Source organism: Rhodococcus sp. BUPNP1 (assembly GCF_002215235.1).
Taxonomy (GTDB): domain Bacteria; phylum Actinomycetota; class Actinomycetes; order Mycobacteriales; family Mycobacteriaceae; genus Rhodococcus.
The window spans coordinates 18,249-44,221 of sequence record NZ_NERM01000030.1; the positions used below are offsets into that span (position 1 = coordinate 18,249).

At 68.5% G+C, this 25,973-nt stretch carries 24 protein-coding genes; 17 read left to right on the forward strand and 7 right to left on the reverse strand.

Annotated elements, in window-relative coordinates:
* Positions 1–52: 52 nt before the first annotated feature.
* Complete coding sequence (locus B9C99_RS22045; RefSeq protein WP_006550710.1) at positions 53–628, reverse strand: TerD family protein; 576 nt, start codon at positions 626–628, stop codon at positions 53–55.
* 293 nt (positions 629–921) lie between these two features.
* Here B9C99_RS22045 and B9C99_RS22050 point away from each other — a divergent pair, with 293 nt between their 5' ends.
* The 7 genes from B9C99_RS22050 to B9C99_RS22080 all read left to right on the forward strand — a co-directional run bounded on the left by B9C99_RS22050 (position 922) and on the right by B9C99_RS22080 (position 9,257).
* Complete coding sequence (locus tag B9C99_RS22050) at positions 922–2,043, forward strand: hypothetical protein (protein ID WP_088899347.1); 1,122 nt, start codon at positions 922–924, stop codon at positions 2,041–2,043.
* Between the two features lie 29 nt (positions 2,044–2,072).
* Positions 2,073–3,230, forward strand: a complete 1,158-nt coding sequence (locus B9C99_RS22055) for an HpcH/HpaI aldolase/citrate lyase family protein (RefSeq protein WP_088899348.1) — start codon at positions 2,073–2,075, stop codon at positions 3,228–3,230.
* Positions 3,227–4,522, forward strand: coding sequence for a phosphoribosyltransferase family protein (locus B9C99_RS22060; RefSeq protein ID WP_088899349.1), 1,296 nt, complete (start codon positions 3,227–3,229; stop codon positions 4,520–4,522). The genes B9C99_RS22055 and B9C99_RS22060 overlap by 4 nt, the downstream gene beginning before the upstream one ends.
* Positions 4,519–5,625: a cysteine protease StiP family protein gene (locus B9C99_RS22065; RefSeq protein ID WP_088899350.1), complete on the forward strand. Its 1,107-nt coding sequence runs from the start codon at positions 4,519–4,521 to the stop codon at positions 5,623–5,625. Before B9C99_RS22060 ends, B9C99_RS22065 begins: the two co-directional genes overlap by 4 nt.
* An 80-nt stretch (positions 5,626–5,705) precedes the next feature.
* Entirely contained in the window at positions 5,706–6,482 is a 777-nt protein-coding gene (locus B9C99_RS22070) for an HAD family hydrolase (RefSeq protein WP_253250161.1), read from the forward strand.
* A gap of 42 nt (positions 6,483–6,524) precedes the next feature.
* Positions 6,525–7,766, forward strand: coding sequence for a TerD family protein (locus B9C99_RS22075; protein WP_088899352.1), 1,242 nt, complete (start codon positions 6,525–6,527; stop codon positions 7,764–7,766).
* A 63-nt stretch (positions 7,767–7,829) separates the two neighbouring features.
* The gene (locus B9C99_RS22080) at positions 7,830–9,257 is read left to right on the forward strand and encodes a TerD family protein (RefSeq protein WP_253250159.1); all 1,428 of its coding nucleotides are present in this window, start codon (positions 7,830–7,832) and stop codon (positions 9,255–9,257) included.
* 21 nt (positions 9,258–9,278) lie between these two features.
* Here B9C99_RS22080 and B9C99_RS22085 read toward each other — a convergent pair whose 3' ends face one another.
* Positions 9,279–9,803 (reverse strand): pyridoxamine 5'-phosphate oxidase family protein, encoded by a 525-nt coding sequence (locus B9C99_RS22085; RefSeq protein WP_088899354.1) that lies wholly within the window; start codon positions 9,801–9,803, stop codon positions 9,279–9,281.
* A 174-nt stretch (positions 9,804–9,977) separates the two neighbouring features.
* Here B9C99_RS22085 and B9C99_RS22090 point away from each other — a divergent pair, with 174 nt between their 5' ends.
* The 9 genes from B9C99_RS22090 to B9C99_RS22130 all read left to right on the forward strand — a co-directional run bounded on the left by B9C99_RS22090 (position 9,978) and on the right by B9C99_RS22130 (position 18,927).
* Positions 9,978–11,105 carry a DUF418 domain-containing protein gene (locus B9C99_RS22090; protein WP_172415054.1) on the forward strand — a complete coding sequence of 376 codons (1,128 nt, stop codon included), beginning with the start codon at positions 9,978–9,980 and terminating at the stop codon, positions 11,103–11,105.
* 125 nt (positions 11,106–11,230) lie between these two features.
* On the forward strand, positions 11,231–11,554 hold the full coding sequence (locus B9C99_RS22095) for a putative quinol monooxygenase (protein ID WP_088899356.1): 324 nt from the start codon (positions 11,231–11,233) through the stop codon (positions 11,552–11,554).
* Between the two features lie 198 nt (positions 11,555–11,752).
* Positions 11,753–13,318, forward strand: coding sequence for a long-chain-fatty-acid--CoA ligase (locus B9C99_RS22100; protein ID WP_088899357.1), 1,566 nt, complete (start codon positions 11,753–11,755; stop codon positions 13,316–13,318).
* Positions 13,315–14,379 carry an MBL fold metallo-hydrolase gene (locus B9C99_RS22105; protein ID WP_016692540.1) on the forward strand — a complete coding sequence of 355 codons (1,065 nt, stop codon included), beginning with the start codon at positions 13,315–13,317 and terminating at the stop codon, positions 14,377–14,379. The genes B9C99_RS22100 and B9C99_RS22105 overlap by 4 nt, the downstream gene beginning before the upstream one ends.
* 1 nt (position 14,380) lies before the next feature.
* Entirely contained in the window at positions 14,381–15,142 is a 762-nt protein-coding gene (locus B9C99_RS22110) for a crotonase/enoyl-CoA hydratase family protein (RefSeq protein ID WP_060652578.1), read from the forward strand.
* 2 nt (positions 15,143–15,144) lie between these two features.
* Positions 15,145–15,939, forward strand: coding sequence for an enoyl-CoA hydratase-related protein (locus B9C99_RS22115; protein WP_016695797.1), 795 nt, complete (start codon positions 15,145–15,147; stop codon positions 15,937–15,939).
* Positions 15,940–15,983: 44 nt separating this feature from the next.
* Positions 15,984–16,853 carry a LysR family transcriptional regulator gene (locus B9C99_RS22120; RefSeq protein WP_088899358.1) on the forward strand — a complete coding sequence of 290 codons (870 nt, stop codon included), beginning with the start codon at positions 15,984–15,986 and terminating at the stop codon, positions 16,851–16,853.
* A 4-nt stretch (positions 16,854–16,857) separates the two neighbouring features.
* The gene (locus B9C99_RS22125) at positions 16,858–17,751 is read left to right on the forward strand and encodes a LysR family transcriptional regulator (RefSeq protein WP_088899359.1); all 894 of its coding nucleotides are present in this window, start codon (positions 16,858–16,860) and stop codon (positions 17,749–17,751) included.
* Positions 17,752–17,826: 75 nt separating this feature from the next.
* Positions 17,827–18,927 carry a class I SAM-dependent methyltransferase gene (locus B9C99_RS22130; protein WP_088899360.1) on the forward strand — a complete coding sequence of 367 codons (1,101 nt, stop codon included), beginning with the start codon at positions 17,827–17,829 and terminating at the stop codon, positions 18,925–18,927.
* Positions 18,928–19,003: 76 nt separating this feature from the next.
* Here B9C99_RS22130 and B9C99_RS22135 read toward each other — a convergent pair whose 3' ends face one another.
* The 3 genes from B9C99_RS22135 to fabG form a co-directional block, all read right to left on the reverse strand.
* Entirely contained in the window at positions 19,004–19,864 is an 861-nt protein-coding gene (locus B9C99_RS22135; RefSeq protein ID WP_088899361.1) for an endonuclease domain-containing protein, read from the reverse strand.
* A 172-nt stretch (positions 19,865–20,036) separates the two neighbouring features.
* Positions 20,037–21,248 (reverse strand): acetyl-CoA C-acetyltransferase, encoded by a 1,212-nt coding sequence (locus B9C99_RS22140; RefSeq protein ID WP_088899362.1) that lies wholly within the window; start codon positions 21,246–21,248, stop codon positions 20,037–20,039.
* A gap of 40 nt (positions 21,249–21,288) precedes the next feature.
* Positions 21,289–22,029: a 3-oxoacyl-ACP reductase FabG gene (gene fabG, locus B9C99_RS22145; protein ID WP_059384417.1), complete on the reverse strand. Its 741-nt coding sequence runs from the start codon at positions 22,027–22,029 to the stop codon at positions 21,289–21,291.
* A gap of 166 nt (positions 22,030–22,195) precedes the next feature.
* Between fabG and B9C99_RS22150 the strand changes: the two genes are divergently transcribed.
* Entirely contained in the window at positions 22,196–23,380 is a 1,185-nt protein-coding gene (locus tag B9C99_RS22150) for an acyl-CoA dehydrogenase family protein (protein WP_059384416.1), read from the forward strand.
* Between the two features lie 125 nt (positions 23,381–23,505).
* Here B9C99_RS22150 and B9C99_RS22155 read toward each other — a convergent pair whose 3' ends face one another.
* Together B9C99_RS22155 and B9C99_RS22160 are read right to left on the reverse strand one after the other, a co-directional pair.
* Positions 23,506–25,161 (reverse strand): class I adenylate-forming enzyme family protein, encoded by a 1,656-nt coding sequence (locus B9C99_RS22155; RefSeq protein ID WP_088899363.1) that lies wholly within the window; start codon positions 25,159–25,161, stop codon positions 23,506–23,508.
* Positions 25,162–25,175: 14 nt separating this feature from the next.
* Positions 25,176–25,940, reverse strand: a complete 765-nt coding sequence (locus tag B9C99_RS22160) for an SDR family NAD(P)-dependent oxidoreductase (RefSeq protein ID WP_024102416.1) — start codon at positions 25,938–25,940, stop codon at positions 25,176–25,178.
* Positions 25,941–25,973 lie beyond the last annotated feature (33 nt).

Genomic DNA, 25,973 nt, shown 5'->3' on the forward strand with positions numbered 1-25,973 from the left:
GTCGGTTCCGGCTTCGGTACTGCGACCGAAGCCGGAACCCGGAAGAAACGAACTAGACGTTGACGCCGTAGTCGCGGGCGATACCCGCGAGACCGGACGCGTAGCCCTGGCCGATGGCGCGGAACTTCCACTCCGCACCGTTGCGGTACAGCTCGCCGAAGACCATGGCGGTCTCGGTCGAGGCGTCCTCGGACAGGTCGTAACGAGCGAGTTCGTTGCCGTTCGCGCGGTCGACGACGCGGATGTACGCGTTGCGGACCTGGCCGAACGACTGGCTGCGGGAATCGGCATCGTAGATCGAGACCGGGAAGAAGATGCTCTCGATGTTCGCCGGGGTGGCGGCGAGGTCGACGTTGATGACCTCGTCGTCGCCTTCGCCCTCACCGGTGCGGTTGTCGCCGGCGTGCTCGATGGCACCGTCGGGCGACTTGAGGTTGTTGAAGAAGACGAAGTGCTGGTCGGAGACGACCTTCTTGTCGGCCCCGGTAGCGATGGCGCTGGCATCGAGGTCGAAGTCGGTGCCGGTGGTGGTGCGAACGTCCCAGCCCAGGCCGACGGCCACTGCCGTCAGGTTCGGAGCTTCCTTGGTGAGGGAGACGTTTCCGCCCTTGGTCAAGCTGACGCCCATGCGGGGTCCTTTCGATCGTTCCAACGGTCGACGTACCGGTATAGGGCACGCCCGGTGTGCGTTTCTCCCCACACTAGTTGTTGCCGTGGGGTACGCCCATATCCACTATGCCCGGTCCCGCGCCTCACTTCCGTGACCCGCACGAACCACGGTTCCGACCGGCGGAAAGGTGACGGATCGGCCCGGTGGACGCGCGCCCAGTACCATTCGGTTCTGTGGCGAGCCGATGGACGCGCCGCCTGTTCGGCGGGGGAAACACGGAAGATCCCGCGGCTCGTCGTGCACACGATGCGATGGTCGCGGCGTTCCTCGACATGGACAAGCGCCAGTCCGTCATCGAGGCCGGTGTGGCCGCGTCCTACGAGCTCGAACCCGAACGGCACCTGCTCCGCCAGTGGGATCCCATCCGTCAGGCGTGTTATCGCGCCGGTGAGGCGTATCTCCAACTGGCAGTGACGGATCCGGAACAACCGCTCGCACCTGCTCCGGCCTACGAGCATGCACTGCGGCAGATAACCGAAGCAACACGAACACTTGATGAATTCTTCGGAAACAACCGGGGGCACCTCGAGCACATGACGGCCGTGGCGAACACGGTGCCCGAGCTGGCGCACCGGATGCGTACCGAAGCGCGCAACACCCTCGCCGCGACGCAGACCCCGGATTTCTTTGCCTTTGCGAACTATCCGTCGGTTCGATCCGCCACCGAAGCGCTCGAGAAAGCCCTGAACAGCCTCGATGCGGCGCACGGCGTGGGCGCGACCCGCACGGCGGCCCTCCGAGTCGAAGAGGCGACCACTGCTCTGCTCGACGCCCTCGCCGCAGCACCGGGGCGCCGCGACGAGGCCGCTCGCACCCTCGCTTCGGTCACCACCAGGATCGGAGCGGTCCGGACCCGTACGGAAGGCCTCGCCCCGGCCTTCTCCGCGCTGCTGCGCGAGTTCAATGCGGCCAGCTCCGCCGACCTGTCCGGGAACGAGAAACAGGCCGCCGAACTGCTCGCTCGCGCGGAGGACCAGCTCGGACGCGCACGGGCGGCAGCGAAGGACGGCCGCCCCGAGGAAGCCCTCGAGCTGGTCGCGGCGATTCGTGCCGAACTGTCGCGCGCCGAGGAACTCGTCGACGCCGTGACCGCACGACTCGCTACGCTGCGTTCCGTCCGGCAGAATCCGGGGGCCAAGGTCGACGAGGTGCGGTTCCGCCTCCGTGACGCACAACACCTGGCCGTGCAACGCGGTCTCACCGCAGAATGGGGTTCCGTTCTCGACTCGCAGTTGAGTCGGATCGACAGGGCCGTCGACGCACTCACCGGTGTGCACCCCGACTACTGGGCCTACGTCAGAGATTTGGATGCGGTGTCTACCTTCATCGCAGGAGTGGTCGATCGGATGAGAGGACGGACCGAGAACGCATGAGGGGGGCCACGCTTACCGAAGTGCGCGCCATGCAGCACTTTCGGCATCTCGACGGCGCGACGATGGAGGAGTTGTTCCTGCACCGTCCCGAGCCGTTCGGGCACAGCGACGATCGCGACCGCCTGGCGACCGCTCTCGGCGCCACGCTCTACGTACCCGCGACGCGCGGCGATCTCGTCGCGACCATCTCGAAGCGTGCGACCGAGGGTGTGACGTCGATGGTGCTCGACCTCGAGGACGCCGTCGCCGACGACGAGGTCGAGCAGGGCCTGCAGAACGCAGTCGCGACGCTCGATGCGCTCGCCGAACGCGGACCGTCGCCGATGATGTTGTTCGTCCGTGTCCGCACCGCCGACGGTGTCGGGCGGATCGCGTCGATGCTCGGTGCCGGCAAGGCCGTGCTGACCGGATTCGTGGTGCCGAAGTTCACCGCACACACCGGCCCCGTCTTCCTCGAGTCGGTGGCCGCGGCGTCGGACCTCCTCGGCCGTCACCTCTACGCGATGCCCGTCATCGAGTCGGCCGAGGTCGTCCACCGCGAGACCCGCGACGGCGAATTGCGCGCGATCTCAGGCATCCTCGCCGAGCACCGTCACCGCGTCCTCGCCGTCCGGATCGGCGCGACCGACATGTGCGCGACCTTCGGTATCCGGCGCGACCGCGACCTGACGATCTACGACGTCCGGGTCGTCGTCGACGTGATCGCCGACATCGTCAACCACCTCGGGCGTACCGACGGAACGGGTTTCGTCATCACCGGGCCCGTCTGGGAGTACTTCGCCGACCACGAACGCATGTTCCGACCGATGCTGCGCTCGACACCCTTCGAGGAACAGGATGCCGTGCTGTTCCGTCAGCAGCTCGTCAGCCGCGACCTCGACGGTCTGCTGCGCGAGATCGCCCTCGACCGCGCCAACGGCATCCAGGGCAAGACCGTCATCCATCCGTCGCATGTCGCTGCGGTACATGCCCTGTCGGCCGTGACCCACGAGGAGTTCCACGATGCGACCGACATCCTCGATCGCGACACCGGTGGTGTGCAGGCCTCGGGATACGGCAACAAGATGAACGAACGACGACCTCACCGCACGTGGGCCGAGCAGACCCTGTTGCGCGCGTCGGTGTTCGGTGTCACCCGTAAGGGGATCACCTTCGTCGACCTGCTGACTGCGCTGGTGGACCGATGACCGACATCCTCGATATCCCCTGGGCCACCGCAGAGCTCGGATTCGCTCTCGAACATGTGGAGTCGTCGTGCGGTTACACGGTTCCCGAGCTCGTCCGGCCCGGGCTGCGGCGCAATCCGCGGCGTGCGCACCTGCTCGTCTCCACGGTCCTCGGCAAGCACATCCCCACCGAGCCGACCGCGGTGCGCGGTGCCGGTCACCGTCTCGGCCGGCTCGTCGCCGACCTTCTCGGTGATGCGGCATCCGACGCCGTCGTCATGGGATTCGCCGAGACCGCAACGGGTCTCGGTCACTGCGTGGCCGACGCCCTCGACGCCGCATGCTGTCTGCACTCGACGCGACGTCAGGTTCCCGGAGCGGAGGTGCTCACCGGATTCGAGGAGGGGCACTCGCACGCGACCTTCCACCTGCTGCAGCCGACCTCCGGCGCACTGTTCGCCAACGCCGCGCCGCTCGTCCTCGTCGACGACGAGATCTCCACGGGAGCAACAGCCCTCGACGCCATCCGCGCGCTGCACCGCGATCATCCGCGTAATCGTTACATCCTCGCCTCCCTCGTCGACATGCGCTCGGAACAGGATCGCCGCAGGACGGCGGAGGTCGCGACGGAACTCGGTACGACCATCGAGCACGTGAGCCTGGCCGCCGGGCGATCCGTCGTCCCCGACGATCTCGTCGCGCAGGTTGCAGCATTGCCCGACCCTCTCCTCAATCCGGTGGGGGAGCAACGCGGCGACGTCCGGTTCCTCCACGCGGCGTGGCCGTCCCATGTACCCGACGGCGGGCGGCACGGGATGTTGCGCACCGACGCGGCGGCCTTCGATGCGGCTCTGTCGACGCTCGCCGACACGATCGTGGACGTACGCGACGCCCGGCGACCCGCCGTCGTCGTCGGACACGAGGAATTGATGTACCTGCCGCTGCGACTCGCCGAGGCACTCGTCGACCGCGGCACCCCCGCCCGGTTCCAGACCACGACGCGCTCCCCCGTCCACGTGATGGACGTCGACGGATATCCCTTGCGCCGCGGATTCCGTTTCACCGCACCCGAACACATCGACAGCGAGTTCGAGAACGAGGTGCCGCGTTTCCTCTACAACGCGCAGTGGCCCACGCCGACCGAGGTGCGCGCCGAGCTGATCCTCGTCATCGATTCACCCGCCGACACCGACCGTCTACGCGCACCGGCAGGTGTTCTCGACGTGCTCACTGCTGCCGGCGAGGACGTCCTCGTCGTGATCGTGCCCGCCACCGATCCGACGGTGCTGCGCACCCACAGGGAGACCGTATGACCGTGCCACTGACCGGACCCGCGTTCGGCTCCTACGCGCCCGACGAGGTGACGTGGCTGCTCAAGGATCTCTCCCACGCCGACCTCGAGGGCGACATCGCCGAACGGGAGGCACGCATCCAGGCGGGTCTCGCGCACTACGCGGAGTCCCTGCCGATCGAGTACCAACCCGACGCCGCCTACCGCGAACTGTTCGACAAGGCACTGGCCGGCACAGCGGGTCGGTTGGCGCACGCGGTGGGCACGGTCACCGAACTGCTTCTCTCCGAACGCGGAACCGACCTGACCCTCGTGTCGCTCGCACGGGCGGGCACCCCGATCGGCATCCTGATCCGCCGGTGGGCACTGCACCACCACGGGTTGACGCTGCCGCACTACGCCGTGTCGATCGTCCGGGGCCGCGGAATCGACTCCGCCGCCCTCGATCACATCACCGCGCGGCACGATCCCGCTTCGGTCGTCTTCGTCGACGGCTGGACGGGCAAGGGCGCGATCGCGCGTGAACTGTCCGCTGCGCTGGCCGAATACACCGCGCGGGGCGGTCCCGTCCTGTCCGACGATCTCGCGGTACTCGCCGACCCCGGCCATTGCGTCCGCACCTACGGCACTCGCGACGACTTCCTCATCGCCTCGGCCTGCCTGAACTCCACCGTCTCCGGACTGGTCTCGCGGACGGTCCTCAACGACAGCCTGATCGGCCCCGGGGAGTTCCACGGCGCCAAGTTCTACGCCGAGTTGGCCGCGGACGACGTGTCGAATCATCTGCTGGACACCGTCGCCGCAGAGTTCGACACGTGCGGCGACGTCGCATCGGCCGCGCAGGCAGTGCTCGAATCCGACCGCACCCCCACCTGGGCCGGCTGGGAGTCCGTCGAACGGGTGCGGGCGCAGTACGGCATCTCGAGCGTCAACTTCGTCAAACCCGGTGTCGGAGAGACCACCCGCGTGCTGTTGCGCCGCGTTCCCTGGAAGGTTCTGGTGCGCGACATCACCGCCGACGAGCACGCCCATATCCGGATGCTCGCGGCCGCTCGCGACGTTCCCGTCGAGGAGGTTCCCGACTTGGCCTACTCCTGCATGGGACTGATCAAGGACCTGCCGTGAATACCCCGCCCGTGACCGGCACCGCGCCCGCACTGGTCGCCACCGATCTCGACCGCACCCTCATCTATTCGCGCGCCGCGATGACCGGCGACCAGTTCGACACGCAGGATCTACTCTGTGTCGAGTACTACGAGGGCGCACCGCTGTCGTACGTCACCGACACTGCTGCACAACAGCTTCGGACGCTCGCCGACGAGGTTGCGATGGTGCCGACGACCACGCGCACACCCGAACAGTTCCGCCGCATCGACCTCCCCGGCGGTCCGTGGCGGTATGCCATCGCGAGCAACGGTGGGTCGATCCTCGAGGACGGGCATCTCGACCCGCACTGGCGCAGGACCGTGGAAGCAGCGGTACGCGAGGGGGGCGCGAGCCTCGACGAGGTGACGACCGAACTGCGCCGCCGAATCTCCGAGGACTGGGTGTCGAAGTTCCGCATCGCCGACGAGTTGTTCTGCTACCTCGTCGTCGACGTCGCAGCGCAACCGGCGGGATTTCTCGACGACTGGCACCTGTGGTGTTCGACGCGCGGCTGGAACGCGTCGCAGCAGGGCCGGAAGATCTACACGATGCCGAACAGCGTGTGCAAGAGCCGCGCGGTGGCCGAGGTGCACCGCCGGCTCCGCGACCGCGGGGTGCTTGCCGACGACGCCCCGGTCTTCGCCGCGGGCGACGGTGCGCTCGATGCGGAGATGCTGAAGGCCGCCGACGCCGCGATCCGGCCTCGCCACGGCGAACTCGAACTGATGGACTGGCGCCACCCGACCGTCTCGGTGACCGACGCCGCGGGCGTCACCGCCGGGGAGGAGATCCTCGCCTGGTTCGCCCGATCCGCTCGTCTTCCGGTCGCTTCGTAGAGTAGAAGGTGCCCGGTCACCGACACAGTGAGGACACATCTCTTGCCGACTCCGCTCTCCAAGGGTCAGAACGGACCGCTCACCGCGTCCGACGTCGTCGTCTCGCTCGAGCTGACCACGCCCGCCGATCTGTCCGCACTGCTCGTCAAGGCCGACGGCAAGGTGCGCTCCGACGCCGACTTCGTGTTCTTCAACCAGCCCACCGGGCCGGGCGTGCGTCTCGTACCCGGTGCGCCCGGGCAGGCGGCCTCGCTCGCCGTGTCGCTCGCGCAGGTTCCCGCCGACATCGATCAGGTACGTGCCGTGATCACCCTCGACGACGCGTCGAGCAACTTCGGCCGGTTCGCACCGCCCACCGCGCGCGTGTCCGACAGTGCGGGAACGGTGTTGTACGAGTACCGGATCGACGGACTGAGCACCGAATCCATCGTGATCGCGCTGGAGCTGTACCGGCGCCAGGGCGCGTGGAAGGTCCGCGCTGTAGGCCAGGGATATGCGGGCGGTTTCGCGGCGCTGGTGACCGACCACGGCGTCAGCGTCGACGACGCACCCGCCCAGCCTGCTGCCGCACCGCAGCCCGTCGCTCCCACGCCGGCTCCGGCTCCGCCGGTTCAGCAGACTCCGCCTCCGGCACAGCCGACCCCGACTCAACCGGCACCTCCGGCCTCTCCGGCACAGCCCGCCGAGGTCAGCCTCACGAAGAACCGCCCGGTGAGCCTGGTGAAGGGCCAGAAGGTCACCCTTCGCAAGGACGGCGGCGTGGCGTTGACCTTCCTGCGCATGGGGCTCGGCTGGGATCCAGTGGAGAAGCGCGGACTGTTCGGCAACCGCTCCGCCGACATCGACCTCGACGCCTCGGCCGTGATGTTCGCCGACAACCAGATCGCCGACGTCGTGTACTACGGCCAGCTGCAGTCGAAGGACGGCTCGATCCAGCACCAGGGCGACAACCTCACCGGTGCCGGTGAGGGCGACGACGAGGTGATGCTCGTCGACCTCACGCGGGTCCCCGCCCATGTCACGACGGTGATGTTCATCGTGACCTCCTACAAGGGCCACACCTTCGAGCAGGTGCAGAACGCGTTCTGCCGTCTCGTCGACGGCACGATCGACACCGAGCTGGCCCGCTACACGCTGCAGGGCGGCATGCCGTTCACGGGCATGGTCATGGCGAAGGTCTACCGCCAGGGCAGCGAATGGAAGCTGCAGGCCATCGGCGAGGGCATGCAGGCGAAGCATCCCGGTGAGGCCGCGCCGCAACTGGGCCGGTTCCTGGCCGTCTGACCGGTGGGCGAGCTCTTCACAGCGGGACGCAACGCCCCGCTGCCGACCCGCACGGTCCGTTTCGTGGCGACCACATCCGTCCCGCTGGACGTGTGCGCGGTCGTCGTGGACGACGGCCTGCAGGTGGCGTCCTCCGACGACGTCGTGTTCTACAACCAACCGACGACGGCAGGCGTTCGGCTCGACGGCGAGGCGATCGTCGTCGACGTCGACGCGGTCCGTTCCGGCGCACGCGTGCTGTGTGCGGTCGGCTGCGAGCGACCCGCAGCGGTGTCGACCTCGCTGTCCGACGCGGCGGGCACCGTCCTCGCGTCGTTTCACGTGGAACCAGCGGTCGGTACCGAGACGGCGCTGCTGTGCTGGGAGATCTACCGTCGTCACGACGAATGGAAGATCCGCGCCCTCGGCCAGGGATACGCCGGTGGACTCGCCGAGATGTTCACCGCGCACGGGGTGGACGTCGAGTCACCCTCCGACGCGGAGAAGGTAGCCGCTCCCGGGCCCGGTCCCGTCATCGGCCTCTCCCCTCTCGAGGTGCTGTGGCGGATCTTCGAGGACGCCGCCCGATCGGCCGCCGCGTACACGTCGAGTGTGGAGTTCGCCCAGCACCGCTTCGACGACGAACTCTCGGCAGCGGTGGCCGATCCCGCCCGGCGCATGGAGCCCGAGGCCGACCGTGCCCGGGCGCGTGCGCAGCAGCGCTACGACGAGCTCGTCGGTGTCGCCGAGGCCCGCTACCGCGATGACAGTGCGGTGCTCGCCGCCGAACTGCTCACCGTCGACGCGACGTTGCCGCCCGCACTCGCGTCGTGGATCTCCCCGGCCTGGATGCACCTGCACCTGCCGAGCGACGGCGTGCGGGTGGGTGAGGTGACGGCGCCCGATCTGGGTCCGCTGCGCATCCCCCTGTGCCTGCCGGCACCGCTCACGCGACCGTTGTGGATCGACGGCGACCCGGCCGAACTCGGTCCCGTCGTGTCGTCCGTGGTCGTGCGGCTGCTCACGGCCCGGCCCGACACCCTGTTGCACCTCGTCGATCCAGGGCGGACGCTGCCCGCACTCGAACCCCTCACCGCAGCCCGACTTGCCGGACCGCCCGTCCACGACCGGTCGCAGGTCCCCGCCAAACTCCGGGGGCTGGCCGACGCGGCGGACCTCGACGCGCTCGCCCGGCAGGTCGACGCGGAGACCACCTCACCCGTGTTGCTGGTCCTCGCCGGGTTCCCTTACGGCTACGACCACGACGACCTGCTCGAGATCGTCCGGATCGCGCGTACCGGCAGTGCCGGTCGGGTCTCGGTCGTCCTCGCGGGAGATCCCCCGGACGATCGGGTCGCGGAGATCCTGTGGGACGAGGCGCAGAAGCTTCCCGTCGACGGGGAGCTGACCGATCCGTGGACGGGAGGCCGATGGACGTTCGTTCCCGACAGCCTGCCCACCGAGACCGAGCATCTGCGTGGTGCGCTGGGCGGGAGCTCGCTTCCGGAGTGATCGAACCCTCGGACGACAGGGTCAGCGCCGGTCGACGAGCGCCGTGAAATCCGGCGCGTACACGGTCATCCAGTGCGGATCCAGGCGGTAGTAGACCACCTCCTCGCTCCAGTCGAACGCGTCCCCGCCGTAGAACGACTGAAGGTAGGCGAGCAGTTCGGGCCAGTCGTCGGCCGGCTCACCGCCGCGCGGATTGAGAATCTCCACGTGGCCATGTGTGAACACTCCGAGGTCCTCCCCGCGCATGTGCGCCGCGCTGACCGCGGGACGTGCGGCGAGATGCCGGGCCTTGGCGGCATTGGGGGCCGTGCCGAAGTACCACTTGCCGTGCAGGAAATGTCCGTCCACAGCGCTGATGCGCGGTTCCCCGCCGGCGGTGACCGTCGCCAGCGAGAGGACGCACATGCCCGTGAGCACCTGGACGAGTTGCTCGGCCGTGAGGGTCCGCGAGGCGTCGACGATCGACCTCAGGTGGGATGTGGACCGGGACAGCGACGTGTCGAGGAGCACCTGGAGTTCGGCGAGTTCGGCAGGGGTTTCGTGCATGACTCCATGCTCACATCACCGATGCCCACGGGACCCGACAGTTCTTGCTCTGTTCCACCTCGTCGCTCCACGCTCTCAGGGAGATCACCGGGCGTCGGGTCACCCGCATGGACGACCCGCCATCCCCCGGTCGGCCGACGCGCGCCGACCCCGCCGCATCGCATGGTGGGGATCATGACGGTCACCGATCCGACGACGCAGCAGCGACGCATCCTCGCCCTCGACGTGGCCCGGGGGATCGCCATCCTCGGCACCTTCGCCGCCAACGTCTGGATCTTCACCGACCCCGCCGGCTTCATCGGCTATCTCGACTCGATCGGCACCGATCCGTGGCCGCAACGCATCCTCATGCAACTCGCCGAGGGAAAGTTTCTCGGGTTGCTCACGCTGATGTTCGGGATCGGACTGGCCGTGCAGGCAGCGTCCGCACAGCGAGCGGGGCGGCCGTGGCCCGGCGGCTACCGGGTACGCGCCGCCCTGCTCCTCGTCGACGGGCTCGTGCACTACCTGCTCGTCGCCGAATTCGACATCCTCATGGGATACGCGCTGACGTCCATGATCGTGTGCGGACTGGTGATCTCCTCCCGTCGTGTGCGGCTGTGGGTCGCGGGGACGGCCGTCGCCGTGCACGCGCTGGCTGTGACCGCGCTCGTCGTGGCGCTCGCCGCCTCACCGTCGAATCCGGAGACTCCCGAGCTGACCACCGCCACCTGGTGGGACATGGTCGTCTTCCGGGTGGACAACGCCGCGGCGTTCCGCGCCGAGGTGATCTTCGTGATCCCGATGACGGTCGCGCTGTTCCTGACCGGCGCCGCACTGTATTCCTCCGGGCTGTTCGACAGCAGAGGTGCGGTGCTGCGCCGGCGGCTGATGGTGGTCGGGGCGATCGCAGCACCGCTCGACCTCGCCGTGGGTCTGTTCGGCGGTGCCGCAGGTGTATTCGCAGCGCGCTACGGCATCGCCCCGTTCGTCGCGCTCGGCCTGCTGGCGTGGATCGCCCACTTCTACATCGGCAGGTCCACCACCGGCACGGTCGGCACCGCCTGTGAACGCATCGGGCGGACCGCGCTGAGTTGCTACATCCTGCAGAACATCGTCGCGTCGGTGCTCTGTTACGACTGGGGATTCGGTCTGGCGAAGACCGTGGACCCCGCCATGCGGGTCCCGTTCACGATCGCGGTGTACATCGCGGTGGGAGCGGTGATGGTCGTCGGATCCCGTTGGTGGCTCGGCCGATTCCGCCAGGGACCGGTCGAATGGGTGTGGCGGGTGTCCTACGAGCGGCTGACGGAACGTCGCTGACGTGTCGGGTTGCCTCGTGGGGGTCTGCCGCTCGGTCACGGATTCGACGCCCTCACCGGTGAGTACGGCGATATGTTCGACGAAGGGACGATCCGTCCCTCCAACATCTACCGACCGGAGGCAAGATGATCTTCATCGTGGTCCGTTTCAAGGTGAAGCCCGAGTACCAGGACAGCTGGCTCGAGACCACCGCGGAGTTCACCGAGGCGACGCGAGGCGAACCCGGGAACCTGTGGTTCGACTGGTCGCGCAGCGTGGACGATCCGTCCGAGTACGTTCTCGTCGAGGCGTTCCGCGACGGCGACGCCGGAGCCGAGCACGTGAAGTCCGATCACTTCCGCAAGGGACTCGACGCGATGCGGCCGGCGCTGAGCGAGACCCCGCGCATCCTGAACACGGAGATCCCGGGCACCGAGTGGGCCCGGATGGGTGAACTGCAGATCGACTGATCGACTGCGTCGAGACCGACGTCGTGCGCGAGATTCCCGCCGGATCCCGCATGCGACGTAGGTCTCGATGTGCGCCCATAGGTTTGTCCTAACGTTTCGTGCGGCCGCAGGTCTTTGTGGCAGCAGTCACGGTCGTGATCGACTGGACCGGCGTGGACGGCATGTCCGCGCGCCGGCCGTGTCGATCAGGAGCGTGATGTGAGCGAGTTGCACCTTCCCAACCGAATCCGGCAGCTGGCAGTCGAACATCCGGATCGTGCGGCGGTCAGCTCCGGCGGAACGACACTCACCTACTCCGAGTTCGACGCGCTCACCAACCGGGTCGCCTCGGCACTCGCGACCGTTCCGGCGACGTCCAAGCGTATCGGTGCGCTGCTGCGCATGGGCCTGCCCGGTGCGGCCTCGTTCGTCGGCTGCGCCAAGGCCGGCCTGGTCTTCACTCCGCTCAACTGGCGTCTGAATCCGGGCGAGATCGCCGACATCGCCGACGACGCGCAGCTCGACGTCCTGATCGTCGAGGACGAGTTCGCCGCATCCGCCCGCGCGGCCGCCGCAGTCCTGCCCGAGGCACAGATCGTCGTGGTGGGCGACGCCTCCACCGTGCCCGGCGCACGGTCGTGGGAGGACTTCGTCGCCTCCGGTGACGACATCGACCCCGGATTCGGCGACGACCCGCGGACCGAGGTGCTGCAGCTCTACACCTCGGGCACCACCGGTCGCCCCAAAGGTGTTGTGGCGACGCATCACAACCTGTTCAACGAACCGCGGAACTTCGCGTTGTACGAGTTCACCGAGGACTCGGTGTCCCTCGACGCGCTGCCCCTGTTCCACATCGCCGGTGCCGGCTGGATGAGCACGACCCTGTCGGCGGGTCTGCACCTGGTGCTGCTCGGCGAGATGCGCCCGAACCTCGTGGCGGCAGCCATCTCCGAGCACGGCATCACCCACGCCTTCCTCGTGCCGTCGGTGATCAACATGCTCGTCGAGATGCCCGACCTGTCGGATCACGACCTGTCGACGCTGCGTCTGGTGGCCTACGGCGCCTCCCCCATCACGCCCACCCAGCTCGCCCGCGCCATGGACACCCTCGGCTGCCGTTTCGTGCAGCGCTACGGCATGACCGAGACGATGGGTGCCCTCACCGCCCTGCGCGCCGACGACCACGACCCGCACGGATCCCGCTCCTACCTGTTGCGTTCGGCCGGCAGCCCGCTCCCCGGCGTCGAGGTCGAGATCCGCGACATCGCCACGGGCGAACCGCTTCCCGGCGGGCAGACGGGCGAGATCGTCTGCCGGTCGCGGAACAACACGTCGGGTTACTGGCGTCGCGACGCCGAGAACGCGGCCCTGTTCACGGCCGACGGTTTCCTGCGCACCGGCGACGCCGGACACATCGACTCCGACGGCTATCTCTTCGTCACCGACCGCGTGAAGGACATGATCATCTCGGGTGGCGAGAACGTCTACCCGATCGAGGTCGAATCCGTCCTGTCCGAACACCCGGCCGTCGCCGAGGTCGCCGTCGTCGGTGTGCCCGACGACCGTTGGGGCGAGGCCGTCACCGCCGTCGTGCGGGTCGCGCCGGGCGCATCCCGCCCGACCGAGGACGAACTCCTCCAGTTCACGGTGGAGCGACTCGCGTCCTACAAGAAGCCCCGGCACATCCACTTCGTCGACGAACTGCCCCGCAACGCGAGCGGAAAGATCCTCAAGCGCACACTGCGCAACGAGTTCGCTCCCGTGCAGGAGGGAACGACGCCGTGATCGTCACCGAGGACCTCGGCACCGTCCAGCGCGAAGCATGGGCCGCCGGAGTACTGCCGCCCGTCGAAGAAGTGCGTCCGGGACTGTGGTCGATCCCGGTCCCGATGCCGAAGAACCCACTGCGGTACGTACTCTCGTACGCACTCGCACTCGACGACGGCCTCGCCCTGATCGACCTCGGCATGGACACCGAGGAGTCGTGGGACACCCTCGTCGCCGGTGTCGCCGCGACCGGCCACCACATCACCGACGTGCGCTACGCGGCGATCACCCACCTGCATCCCGACCATTTCGGCCTGGCACCCCGTCTGAAGGAGACGACCGGCGCCGTCATCGCGATGCACGCCGCCGACGCCGCAGCCCTCGGACACTTCACGCCGGAGGACGTCGCCGCCGACAAGGAAGCTTGGCGCGTGGACCTCACCGGGCTCGGTGCCCCGCCCGAGGTCGTCGAGGCCGCCCGCTTCGAACTCGTCCGTTTCCCCCAGGGGGAGAGCGCCGATGTCGTTCTCGCCCACGGTGATCGGCTGGACCTTCCCGGCTGGAACATCGAAGCGGTGTGGACCCCCGGTCACACGCCCGGACATCTCGCATTCGTCGACCGCGACCGCGACCTGCTGTTCAGCGGCGACCACATGCTCCCGCGCATCAGCCCCAACATCTCCTCGGGCCCCGGCGAACTGGGCGACCCACTGCATCGCTACCTGTTGTCGCTGCACGCCACGACGGCGCTGCCGGACTGCGAGGTGCTGCCCGCCCACGAGTACCGCTTCCGCGGAGTCACCGAGCGCGCACGCCAGCTCATGGACCACCACGAGGTCCGTCTCGACGAGATCCGCAACGCCGTCGCGGCCCGGCCCGAATCGACGGCATGGGAGATCACGACCCGCGTCACCTGGTCGCGCCCCATCGACGTGATGGACCCCCGGCTGCAGCGACTCGCCGTCCGCGAGACCCAGGCCCATCTCCTCGTTCTCGCCGACCGAGGCGACATCCGTTCCGACGGTGGAACTCCCGCCCGCTGGACTCTCTCCGCTCCGACCGATACGAAGGAAAACTGACATGAGCGTTGTCCTCACCGAATTCGCCGACGGCGTCGCGGTGTTCACCCTCAACCGCCCCGAGGCCAAGAACGCCGTGAACCTCGAGGTCTCCGAGGCGCTGGCCGCGGCCATCGACGAGTTCGAGGCACGCCCCGACCTGACCATCGGCATCCTCACCGGCGCCGGCGGAACATTCTGCGCCGGAATGGACCTGAAGGCGTTCGCGCGCGGCGAGAAGCCGTCGATCCCCGGTCGCGGCTTCGGCGGCATCACCGAGGCACCGCCGAGCAAGCCTCTCATCGCCGCCGTCGAGGGCTGGGCCCTGGCCGGTGGATGCGAACTCGCACTGTCCGCCGACCTGATCGTCGCGTCGCGCGAAGCGAAGTTCGGTATCCCCGAGGTCAAGCGCGGACTCGCCGCAGCGGCAGGTGGCCTGCTGCGCCTGCCGAAGATCCTGCCCTACCCGCTCGCGATGGAGCTGGCCATCACCGGTGACCCGCTCACCGCCGAGGTCGCCCACCAGCACGGTCTGGTCAACCGCGTCACCGAGCCCGGTGAAGCACTCACGGTGGCAAAGGAACTCGCCGCCCGCGTCGCGGCGAACGGCCCGCTCGCCGTCAAGGCCACGAAGCAGGTCGTCGCGATGGCCGCCAACTACACCGACCCCGACGCCTTCGTCGCGCAGCGCAAGTTCATCGACCCGGTCTTCGCGTCTGCCGACGCCAAGGAAGGCGCCCGGGCGTTCGCCGAGAAGCGCGCACCGGTCTGGAAGGGCGAGTAGGAATGTCGGACGTGCTGGTCGCGCATGATGGCTCGGTCGCCACGATCACACTGAGCCGGCCGGAGCGCAAGAACGCGATGACGGTCGAGGCGTGGCGGTCGTTGCGTGAGACGTTCGGTGCGCTCCAGCACGACGACTCCGTCCGCGCCGTGATTCTCACCGGCGCCGGCGGCGACTTCTGCACCGGCGCCGACATGGAGCGGCGCGACTCCACCCATCCCCTCGACCGCATGCGGGAGATCAACTCGACGGCGCTCGCCGTCGCGGAGTTCTCCAAACCGCTGGTCGCGCAGGTCGAAGGGTATGCGGTGGGCGCCGGATGGAACATGGCGCTGCTGTGCGACGTGGTCGTCGCCTCCCGGACGGCGAAGTTCAGTCAGATCTTCGCGCGCCGCGGACTGTCGGTCGACTTCGGCGGGTCGTGGATCCTGCCGCGCCTCGTCGGACTGCATCAGGCGAAGCGTCTGGTCATGCTCGCCGACATCGTGAGCGCCGAGGAAGCGTACGGCTTGGGCCTGGTGACCGAGCTCGTCGAGCCCGACGCCCTCGCCGGCCGGGCCGCCGAACTGGCCGCGCGGCTGGCAGCGGCCCCGCCGGTCGCGGTGAGCATGTCGGCGCGGATGCTCGAGCAGGGTTCGTCGCTCACGCTGCGCGAGGCACTCGAGAACGAGGCCCGCTCTCAGGCGGTCAACCACGCCACCGACGCCCCCGATGCGATGCGCGCCTTCGTCGAGAAACGCGAGCCGTCGTTCACCGGCGGATGGCAGGTACCGCGCCCGGTCGACACCCCTTCCTGACGGTTACGTGCGGGACGATTCGGGGCGTCACCTACGATAATCGGGTGGACTTGCACCTCGTGACCTATTTCGTGGCCGTCGTCGACCACGGCGGGATCACGAAAGCTGCTCAGGCACTCTATATTTCGCAGCCGTCGTTGTCGCAGGCCATCCGCACCCTCGAACGACGCCTCGACACGACCCTGTTCGACCGCACCGGCCGACGGCTCACCCTCACCGAGGACGGTCGCGTCCTCGAGGTCGCCGCACGCCGCATCCTGGCCGACGTCGAGCGGGCGAAACAGAAGGTCGCGGCGGTGCGCGACCTCGAGGCCGGCCGCGTCGAGATCGTCACCTTCGCGACGTTCTCGATCCACCCCGTCATCGAGTTCGTCCAGCGCTTCCGTCAGCGCTACCCCAACCTGACCGTGCGGGTGAACGACGCGGAAGGACCTCCCGGAGTGCATGCGGCGCTGCGCCGCGGCGAGGCGGAGATCGGCATCACCGACCTGTCGGTCGAGCACGCCGGCATGATCACCGTCCCCGTCCTCGAGCAGGAGATGGTGCTCGCCCTGCACCCCGACCTCGCCGCCGACGTGCCCGACCCCGTCACCCGGGCGCAGGTCCGCGACTTCCCGCTGGTCCTCGACCTCGGCTCCCGCGCGAGCGCCGCGCGCACCGGTGAACTGCTCGGCGAGCAGAACGTCGTCGTCGACTGCGCCAACCAGGCCGCCCTGTGGCAGTTCGTCGAGCGTGGCACCGCCGGGACGATCGTTCCGCGTCGCGTCGCCGAGAAGCAGATCCCCGGTGCCGTCGTCCGGCCGCTGGACTCACCGTTCCGACGTCCCGTCGGGCTGGTGATGCGACCCGGCGATCTGTCCCCCGCTGCCGCCGCATTCGTGGCGACCACCACCGGCACCCCCTGGGAAGCGTGACGACATGGAGTTCCGTCAGGTCGAGTACTTCCTCGCCGTCGTGGAGAACGACGGCATCAACGGCGCGGCCGCCGAGCTCGGCGTCGCCCAGCCCACCGTCTCCCAGGCACTGCGCAGCCTCGAGCGCGAGCTGGGTGTGCAGCTGTTCCACCGCATCGGGCGCGGCATGGTCCTCACTGCGGCGGGCAAGGCGCTGATCGGCCCGAGCCGGCAGATCCTCCGCGATGTGAACGCCGTCGAGGAGCTGCTCACCGTGTCGACGACCGAGGTCACGGGCCGACTGGATCTGATGGTCTTCCCCGCTCTCGCGACCGGCCCGATCGTCGACCTGGTCTCCGAGTTCCGTCGCCTCCATCCCAAGGTCACCGCGCGCCTCGGCGATCTGCGTGCGGAGGAGTTCACCGCGTCGGTCATCCACGACGGTCACTGCGAGTTCGTCGTCACCCACCTGCCGGTCGAGGACGAGGTGGGGCTCGAGATCATCGAGCTCGGACAGACCGAGTACTGGCTCGCCTATCCCCCTGGCACCGACCTGCCGCCCGGGCCGCTGTCCTTGGCCGAGCTCCCCGACATCCCGATGGTCTTCGTGCCGCGCGGTGGTGGCTCCGTGAGCGACGCGATCGACTACGCGATGCGACAGGCCGAGGTGCGCCGCCCCATCTCCGTGCTCACCGACCATCGCGAGGCCCGCCTGCCGATGGTGCTCGCCGGTCTGGGCGGATCGTTCGTCGAACGGTCTCTCGCCGAGTCGGCGCAGGACGTCGCGGTGGTCCGCCCGTGCGAGCCGACCTTCGCGCAGTCGTACGGGCTGGTGTTCGACCCGGCCTCGCTGTCGAAGGCCGGACGCGCTTTCGTCGACTTCGTGCGGTCGTCCGAGGAGTCCGACGCGACCGAATGAGTCCGCTGATGCGGTGACATCCGGGGATCCCGGCGCGACGATAGTGGGGACGACGTCCACTTCCGCCCTCGGGAGATGATCGGTATGTCCACTTCGACGAGTTCCTCCACCCATCTCGACTCCGTCGACGCCTACGCGCAGCGCGTCCTCGATTCCGTCCTCGGCACCATGGACACCCTCACGATCCTGATCGGTGACCGTCTCGGCTGGTACCGAAGCCTCGCCGACGACGGACCTGCGACGGCCGACGAACTGGCCGAACGCACCGGGACCCACCCGCGGTACACCCGGGAGTGGCTCGAGCAGCAGGCCGTGACCGGTCTGCTCGACGTCGACGACGGTGATCCCCCACGCTTCGCTCTGTCGTCGGCCGGTCGCGAGGTGCTCACCGATCCGCGCAACCTGGCGTACATGGCGCCGCTCGCTCGGATGATCGTCGGCGCGACGATGCAGCTTCCCGGTCTGCTCGAGGCGTACCGCAGCGGCGGCGGAGTGAGTTGGAGCCAGTTCGGTCGCGACGTGTGCGAGTCGCAGGCCGACGCGAACAGGCCGCTGTTCGAGAAGGCACTACCCGATGCTCTGCGGTCGGTACCGGAGGTCGACCGGGTGCTCGGGCAGCCGGGCGCGAAGATCGCCGACATCGGCTGCGGCGGAGGATGGTCGACGATCACGATCGCGCGCACCTATCCGGATGCGACGGTGCAGGGCTTCGACATCGACGCCCCGTCGGTCGAGATGGCCCGGTCGAACCTCGCGGAGAATACCGATGTGGCGCAGCGCGTCACGTTCACGCAGTGCGACGCGTCCGAACTGCCCGGTGGAAACTTCCACGCGGCCTTCGCGTTCGAGTGCGTCCACGACATGCCGCAACCGGTCGAGGTGCTGGCCGCCGTGCGGCGTTCGCTCGCACCCGGCGGGTTCATGATCGTCCTGGACGAAGCGGTCGCCGACACCTTCACCGCGCCCGGCGACGACGTCGAACGGCTCATGTACGGCTACAGCCTCACCATCTGCCTCCCCGACGGCATGAGCCACACACCGAGCGCCGCGACGGGCACCGTCATGCGTCCCGCGACCCTGCGTCGCTACGCCCTCGACGCCGGTTTCACCGGGGTCGACGTGCTCCCCATCGAGGACTTCGGCTTCTTCCGCTTCTATCTCCTCCGCACCGGATAGCGTTGCCTTCGGAACTTCGGGGAGGTTGTGGTCGCGTTTCTCGAAAAACACGCACGCAACCTCCCCGAAGTCCTGCTCAGACGGGCGCACCGGCCGCTCCCAGAGCACGACGCACCCGTTCGACGAAGACGTCGGGCCGCCGGTAGAGGAGGTCGGCACCGACCCGGATGACCGTCCACCCCAGTTCGGGCAGCACCGCGTACCGGTCGATGTCGCGGGTGCGCTGGGTGGGGTCGGTCCAGTGCTGCACGCCGTCGTACTCCACGAGGACCCGCCACTGCTTCCATCCCATGTCGGCTCGCGCCACGAACGCGTCGCCGACGAAGATCTCGATCTGGGTCTCCGGCGGCGGGAGACCGGCACGGACGAGGAGCAGACGCGTGTGGGTCTCGGGCGGTGACGCAGCTCCACCGTCGACGAGGGCGAGCACCCGCGGCACGGCACCGATGCCGTGTGCGCCCTTGCTCCTCGTCGTCAGTTCCTCGATCTCACGCACCTTCAGGCCGGTCGCGTTGCAGAGTGCGTCGATCGTTTCGACGGCGCGGTCGAGCGGCATTCGTCGGGCGAGATCGAAGGCCGTCTGCGCCGGTGTGGTCGCGACCATCCCGTCGACCAGGCAGGTGTCGAGCTTCGGGGCGCGTCGGACCGAGATACCCGGCACCGACCGGACGTGATCGGAGCGGACGAGTTCGGCCGCCGCATCCGGGTCGAGCCACCGCGTACCGTGCACGGCAGCGGCGGAGACTCCCGCGAGGACGCCGCGGCCCTGCGACCACAACCACGCCGCCTTTGCGCGCAGCAGCGGGGTCGCCGGGACTCCTCGTCGGATGTAGACGTCGCGATGGAGATGGACGAAGTCGCGCGCGAGTCGATGCCGCGTGACGACGCCGGCAGTAAGTGCCGCACGCCCCGAGAACGGTTCGTCGAAGTCGATCACGCGCCGAGCATGTCCGGCGCGACTCCCGCCCGGACGCCGCGTCGAGGCCGGTTGTGGACAAGCTCGGACGTTATCCCCAGGCCGTCACCTGGGACGAAAGAAGTTCGGGGAGGCTGTGTCCGGATTTTTCGAGAAAACCGGACACAACCTCCCCGAACCGGGAGCCGACTGCTTACGCGACGCGCTCGAAGATCGCTGCCAGACCCTGGCCGCCGCCGATGCACATGGTCTCGAGGCCGTAGCGGGCCTCGCGACGGTGCAGCTCGCGGGCGAGGGTGGCGAGCATGCGTCCGCCGGTCGCGCCGACCGGGTGGCCGAGCGAGATGCCGGAGCCGTGGACGTTGGTGCGCTCGAAGTCGGCCTTGCCGAACTTCCACTCGCGGGTCACGGCGAGGGCCTGCGCGGCGAACGCCTCGTTGAGCTCGATGAGGTCGACGTCGGCGAGGGTGATGCCCGCCTTGGCAAGGGCGACCTCGGTGGCCGGCACGGGGCCGATGCCCATGATCTTGGGCTGGACACCCGCCACACCCCACGAGACGAACCGCACCAGCGGGGTCAGGCCCAGCTCGGCGGCCTTCTCCGGGGTGGTGACGATCGCCATGGACGCGGCGTCGTTCTGGCCGCTGGCGTTGCCGGCGGTGACGGTGGCCTCGGGGTCCTGCTTGCCCATGATCGGCTTCAGTTTGGCGAGGGTCTCCAGGCTGATGTCGGGGCGCGGGTGCTCGTCGGTGTCGATGACCTCGTCGCCCTTACGGCTGCTGACCGTGACGGGGATGATCTCCTCGGCGAGGATCCCGTTCTTCTGGGCGTGGACGGCACGCAGGTGCGAGTTCAGGGCGAGCTCGTCCTGCTCCTCGCGGGAGATCGAGTACTCGCGACGCAGGTTCTCGGCGGTCTCGATCATGCCGCCGGGCACCGGGTAGAAGCGGCCACCGGCGGTCGAACGGGCGCGGACCAGACCGTCGTGCATCTGCACACCGGTGCGGGCACCGCCCCATCGGATGTCGGTGGAGTAGAACGCCGCGTTGCTCATCGACTCGGTGCCACCGGCGACGACGAGATCGTGGTCGCCGTTACCGACCTGGAAGGCGGCCTGGATGACGGCCTGCAGGCCCGAACCGCAACGGCGGTCGATGTGCATGCCGGGCACCATGATCGGCAGACCGGCGTCGAGGGCGACGACGCGGCCGATGGCCGGGGCCTCGCTGTTGCCGTTGCAGTGGCCGAGGATGACGTCCTGAACCTGTTCGGGCGCAACACCGGTGCGTTCGAGCAGACCCTTCAGTGCCGCGACACCGAGATCGACTGCGGTGAGGGACTTGAACATTCCGCCGTAGCGGCCGATCGGAGTACGGACCGGCTCGCAGATGACTACTTCGCGCATGATGACCTTTCGGGAAGAGAGTGAGGTGACGGGTGGACCGTCACATGAAGCGGCCGCCGGTGACCTCGAGGACGGTGCCGGTCATGTAGGAGGACATGTCGGACGCGAGGAACAGTGCGACGGAGGCGATCTCGTCGACCTCACCGGGGCGGCCCATCGGGATCTCGCTCATCTTCTGGTCCCATGCCTTCTGCGGCATGGCCTCGGTCATCGCCGAACGGATCAGGCCGGGCTGGATCGCGTTGACGCGGACGCCGTGGTGCGCCATCTCCTTGGCGGCGGCCTTGGTCAGGCCGACGATGCCTGCCTTGGCGGCGGAGTAGTTGGTCTGGCCGACCATGCCGACCTTGCCGGACAGCGAGGAGATGTTGACGATCGCGCCACGCTTGGCCTCACGCATGATCGCGGCGGCCTTGCGGGTGCCGTGCCAGGTGCCCTTGAGGTGCACCGAGATGACCAGGTCGAAGTCCTCTTCGGTCATCGTGCGCATCGTCGCGTCGCGGGTGATACCGGCGTTGTTGACCACCACGTCGAGCGAACCGAAACCGTCGACGGCCTCGGCGAGGAGGGTGTCCCAGTCGGCGGACTCGACGACGTTGGCGCGCACGGCCCGGGCCACGTCGCGGCCACCGAGCTTCTCGGCGGCGGCGGTGGCGGCATCGAGGTCGAGGTCGCCGATCACGACGCGGGCGCCGGCATCGACGAACTCCTGTGCGATGGCGAAGCCGATTCCCTGAGCGCCACCGGTGATCACGGCAGTGCGGTTCTCCAACAGAGACATCTACGATTCCTTTCGGCGGGGCTCGGGACGGCCCCCAGACAAGTCGATGCTCCGAATATAACGGCGATCCGACCCGTGGAACGGCCTCGATCCATCGACAATGCCTATACGGGAATGGCGCCATTCGTATTGGACACCTTCCCGCGGCCGCACAAAGGTTGTAGACATGACACTCTCCATCCCGGCCCCCGAGGTCGACGAAGACGACTTCCGCGAGATCCTCGCGCAGACCCGCGCGTTCGTGCGCAACGTGGTCGTGCCGCGCGAGCAGGAGATCGCCGAGACGAACGCGATCCCCGAGGACATCCGCCAGGCCGCGAAGGACATGGGCCTGTTCGGTTACGCCATCCCGCAGGAATGGGGCGGTCTCGGCCTGAATCTGCAGCAGGACGCGGAACTGGCGATGGAGCTGGGTTACACGACGCTGTCGCTGCGCTCGATGTTCGGCACCAACAACGGCATCGCCGGCCAGGTGCTGGTGAACTTCGGCACCGACGAGCAGAAGAAGCAGTGGCTCGAGGGCATCGCCTCCGGCGAGGTCGTCGCCTCCTTCGCGCTCACCGAGCCGGGCGCGGGCTCGAATCCGTCGGGTCTGCGCACCAAGGCCGTGCGCGACGGCGACGACTGGGTCATCACCGGTGAGAAGCGCTTCATCACCAACGCGCCGCTGGCGAACCTGTTCGTCGTCTTCGCCCGCACCCGCCCCGCGGACGAGAACGGCACCGGCATCGCGGTCTTCCTCGTCCCCGCCGACACCCCGGGTCTGACGGTGGGCAACAAGGACGCCAAGATGGGCCAGGAGGGCGCCTGGACCGCCGATGTGCACTTCGACGGGGTGCGGGTGCCGAACTCCGCGCTCGTCGGTGGCAGCGAGGACGTCGGTTACAAGGCCGCGATGGTCTCGCTCGCCCGCGGTCGCGTGCACATCGCCGCACTGTCGGTCGGTCAGGCCCAGCGTGCGCTCGACGAATCGGTGGCCTATGCGGCCGCGGTGACCCAGGGCGGCACTCCGATCGGCAACTTCCAGTTGGTGCAGGCGATGATCGCCGATCAGCAGACCGGTGTGATGGCCGGCCGCGCCCTGGTCCGCGACGCCGCGAAGGCGTGGGTCGAGGAGACCGATCGCCGGATCGCGCCGTCGGTGGCGAAGCTGTTCTGCACCGAGATGGTCGGCAAGGTCGCCGATCTCGCGGTGCAGATCCACGGTGGCAGCGGCTACATGCGTGAGGTCGCCGTCGAGCGGATCTACCGTGATGTGCGTCTGCTGCGCCTGTACGAGGGCACCAGCGAGATCCAGCGGCTGATCATCGGCGGCGGACTCGTCAAGCAGGAACAGAAGAAGAACTCCTGATCTTCGCGGCGCGGTTCCGGAACGGGTACGTCCGGAACCGCGCCCGAAGCGATTCTCTCGAATCGCCCTCCACCGCATACGAAGAAACCCCCGGCATCGGATGCCGGGGGTTTCTCGTGTGCGGGTCAGGAGACCGTCAGGCGCGATCGCAGATCGGTCTTGAGGATCTTGCCCGCGGCGGAGGTCGGCAGTGCGTCGACCACCACCACTTCGCGGATCTTCTTGTACGGCAGGACCCGTTCGGCGACATACGCCTTCAGCTCCTCCGCGTCGGGCTCCTCGCCGGCGACGGGAACGACGAAGGCGACCGGCTCCTGACCGATCGCACCCGCCTCCCGGCCGACGACCGCCGCGGTGGACACCTTCGGGTGGGTCACCAGGATCTCCTCGAGCTCACGCGGATACACGTTGTAGCCCTTGTAGATCAACATGTCCTTCGCCCGGTCGGCGATGTACACGAATCCGTCGGCATCGCGGTAGGCGATGTCGCCGGTGGCGAGCCAGCCGTCGACGTACTGCTCCGCGGTGATCTCGGGGTGTCCGAGATATCCGTCGGTGACCTGCGGTCCGCGGATCCACAGCTCGCCGCGCTCCCCGTCGGGGAGGACGACGCCCGGATCGAGCTGCGACCGGATCTCGAGTTCGGTGTCGAAGACCGGAAGGCCGACGCTGCCGAGTCGGTACTCCGAGTCGACGACGAGCGGCATCGCGGTGACGACGCAGGTGCCCTCGGTGAGCCCGTAGCCCTCCGCGATACGCGCGTTGGGGAAGGCGCGCTCGAGGTTCTCGAGGGTCACGTGATCGATCGGTGCGGCACCGGACGAGACCACCCGCACGGTCGACAGGTCGCGGGTCTCGACGTCGGGATGCGTGGCGAGAGCGTGCCACATCGCCGGGCTACCGGTGATGTAGCTGGCCTCGTACCGCTCGATCAGCTCCAGCATGCGAGCCGGATCGAATCGACCCGCGAGGACCTGGGTCAGGCCGCACGCGAGAAGGAACGACGTGTTGATCAGCGCGTGCGCATGGAACAGCGGCGACACCACGATCGTCGAACCCTGACCCGGGACCGCACCGGCGATCTTCAGGTCGTCGATCGGTTCGAGCGAGATGCGTCCGTCGACGTCGGCGACCAGCTGGTGCCCGGCACGCCACGCACACATCTGCGTGACGTTGCCGACGACGTTGCGGTGCAGGACCCGGACGCCCTTCGAAATACCTGTCGTGCCACCGGTGTACGCGATGTGCGCGATGTCGTCCGGACCGGTGACGACGGGTTCGAAGGTCTCCGGGCGCCCTTCGAGCGCATCGCCGAAGTGCACGGCACCCGGTGCCGTGACAGCCTCGTCGGAGACGACCGCGATCAACCGGACACTTGTTCCCTCCGCAGCCCGGAACAGCGTCTCGGCCTGCGCGGAACCGGTGACCGCCGCGGCCGCGGAGGTCTCCTCGATCTGCCGGCGCAGCCCCGGTTCGGGCTGCAGCGGATTCACGAGCGTGACCGCCGCTCCGACGCGGAGCGCGCCGTAATAGGCGATGTGGAACTCGACGCAGTTACCGAGGTGCAGGAGCACCACGTCGCGGGCCCGCACCCCGGCCTCGTGCAGCACGCCGGCGAACTGCGCCGAGCGTGCGTCGAGGTCGTTGTAGGTGAGCACCCGGTCGCCGTCGATCACCGCGGGACGATCGCCGTAGACGGCGGCGAGGCTCGGTGCCCACACCGCCATCGTCGTCGCCGGATACGACAGCCTGCGCTGTGCGAGGTCGGAAGCCGAGGTCATGGTCGACGCCCGGCTCACCGCGGTGCCATACGGATGGCGCCGTCGAGGCGGATGGTCTCGCCGTTGATGTAGCCGTTCTCGAGGATGTTCGTGGCCAGCTGACCGAACTCGTCGGGTCGGCCCAGACGCGACGGGTTGGGCACGGTCGCCTCGAGCGACTTGCGGACGTCCTCGCGCAGGCGGGCGAGCAGCGGGGTGTCCATGATGCCGGGGGCGATGGTGTTGACGCGGATGCCCTTGCTGGCGAGGTCGCGTGCGGCGACGATCGTCATGCCGACGATGCCGGCCTTGGACGCCGAGTAGTTGATCTGGCCGATCTGGCCCTCGAAAGCCGCGACGGAGGCCGTCATGACCACGGCGCCACGTTCGTCCTCGATGAGGTCGAGTTCGGCCATGCGCTCGGCGCCGAGGCGCAGCGCGTTGAACGAGCCGATGAGGTTGAGGCGGATCACGAACTCGAAGTCCTCGAGCGAACCGGCCTTGCCCTCCTTGTCGAGGATGCGCATCTTGCGTCCGGCGCCGGCGCAATGCACGACACCGCGCAGGCCGCCGCGCTCGTGTGCGACGTCGAGAGCCGCAGCGAACTGCTCCGAATCGGTCACGTCGCCGGGGGCGAAGACGGCGCCGTCGCCGAGCTCCTTGGCGATCTCCTCACCGTTCGAGCCGGGGAGGTCGATGAGGGTGACGTTGCCGCCGGCCGCCAGGACGCGACGTGCCGTGGCGAGACCGAGACCGGACGCTCCGCCGGTGACGGCAACGGACAGACCCTTGAGTTCCATAGTGTTTCCTTCGGATTCGTAGCAGCTTGGGGA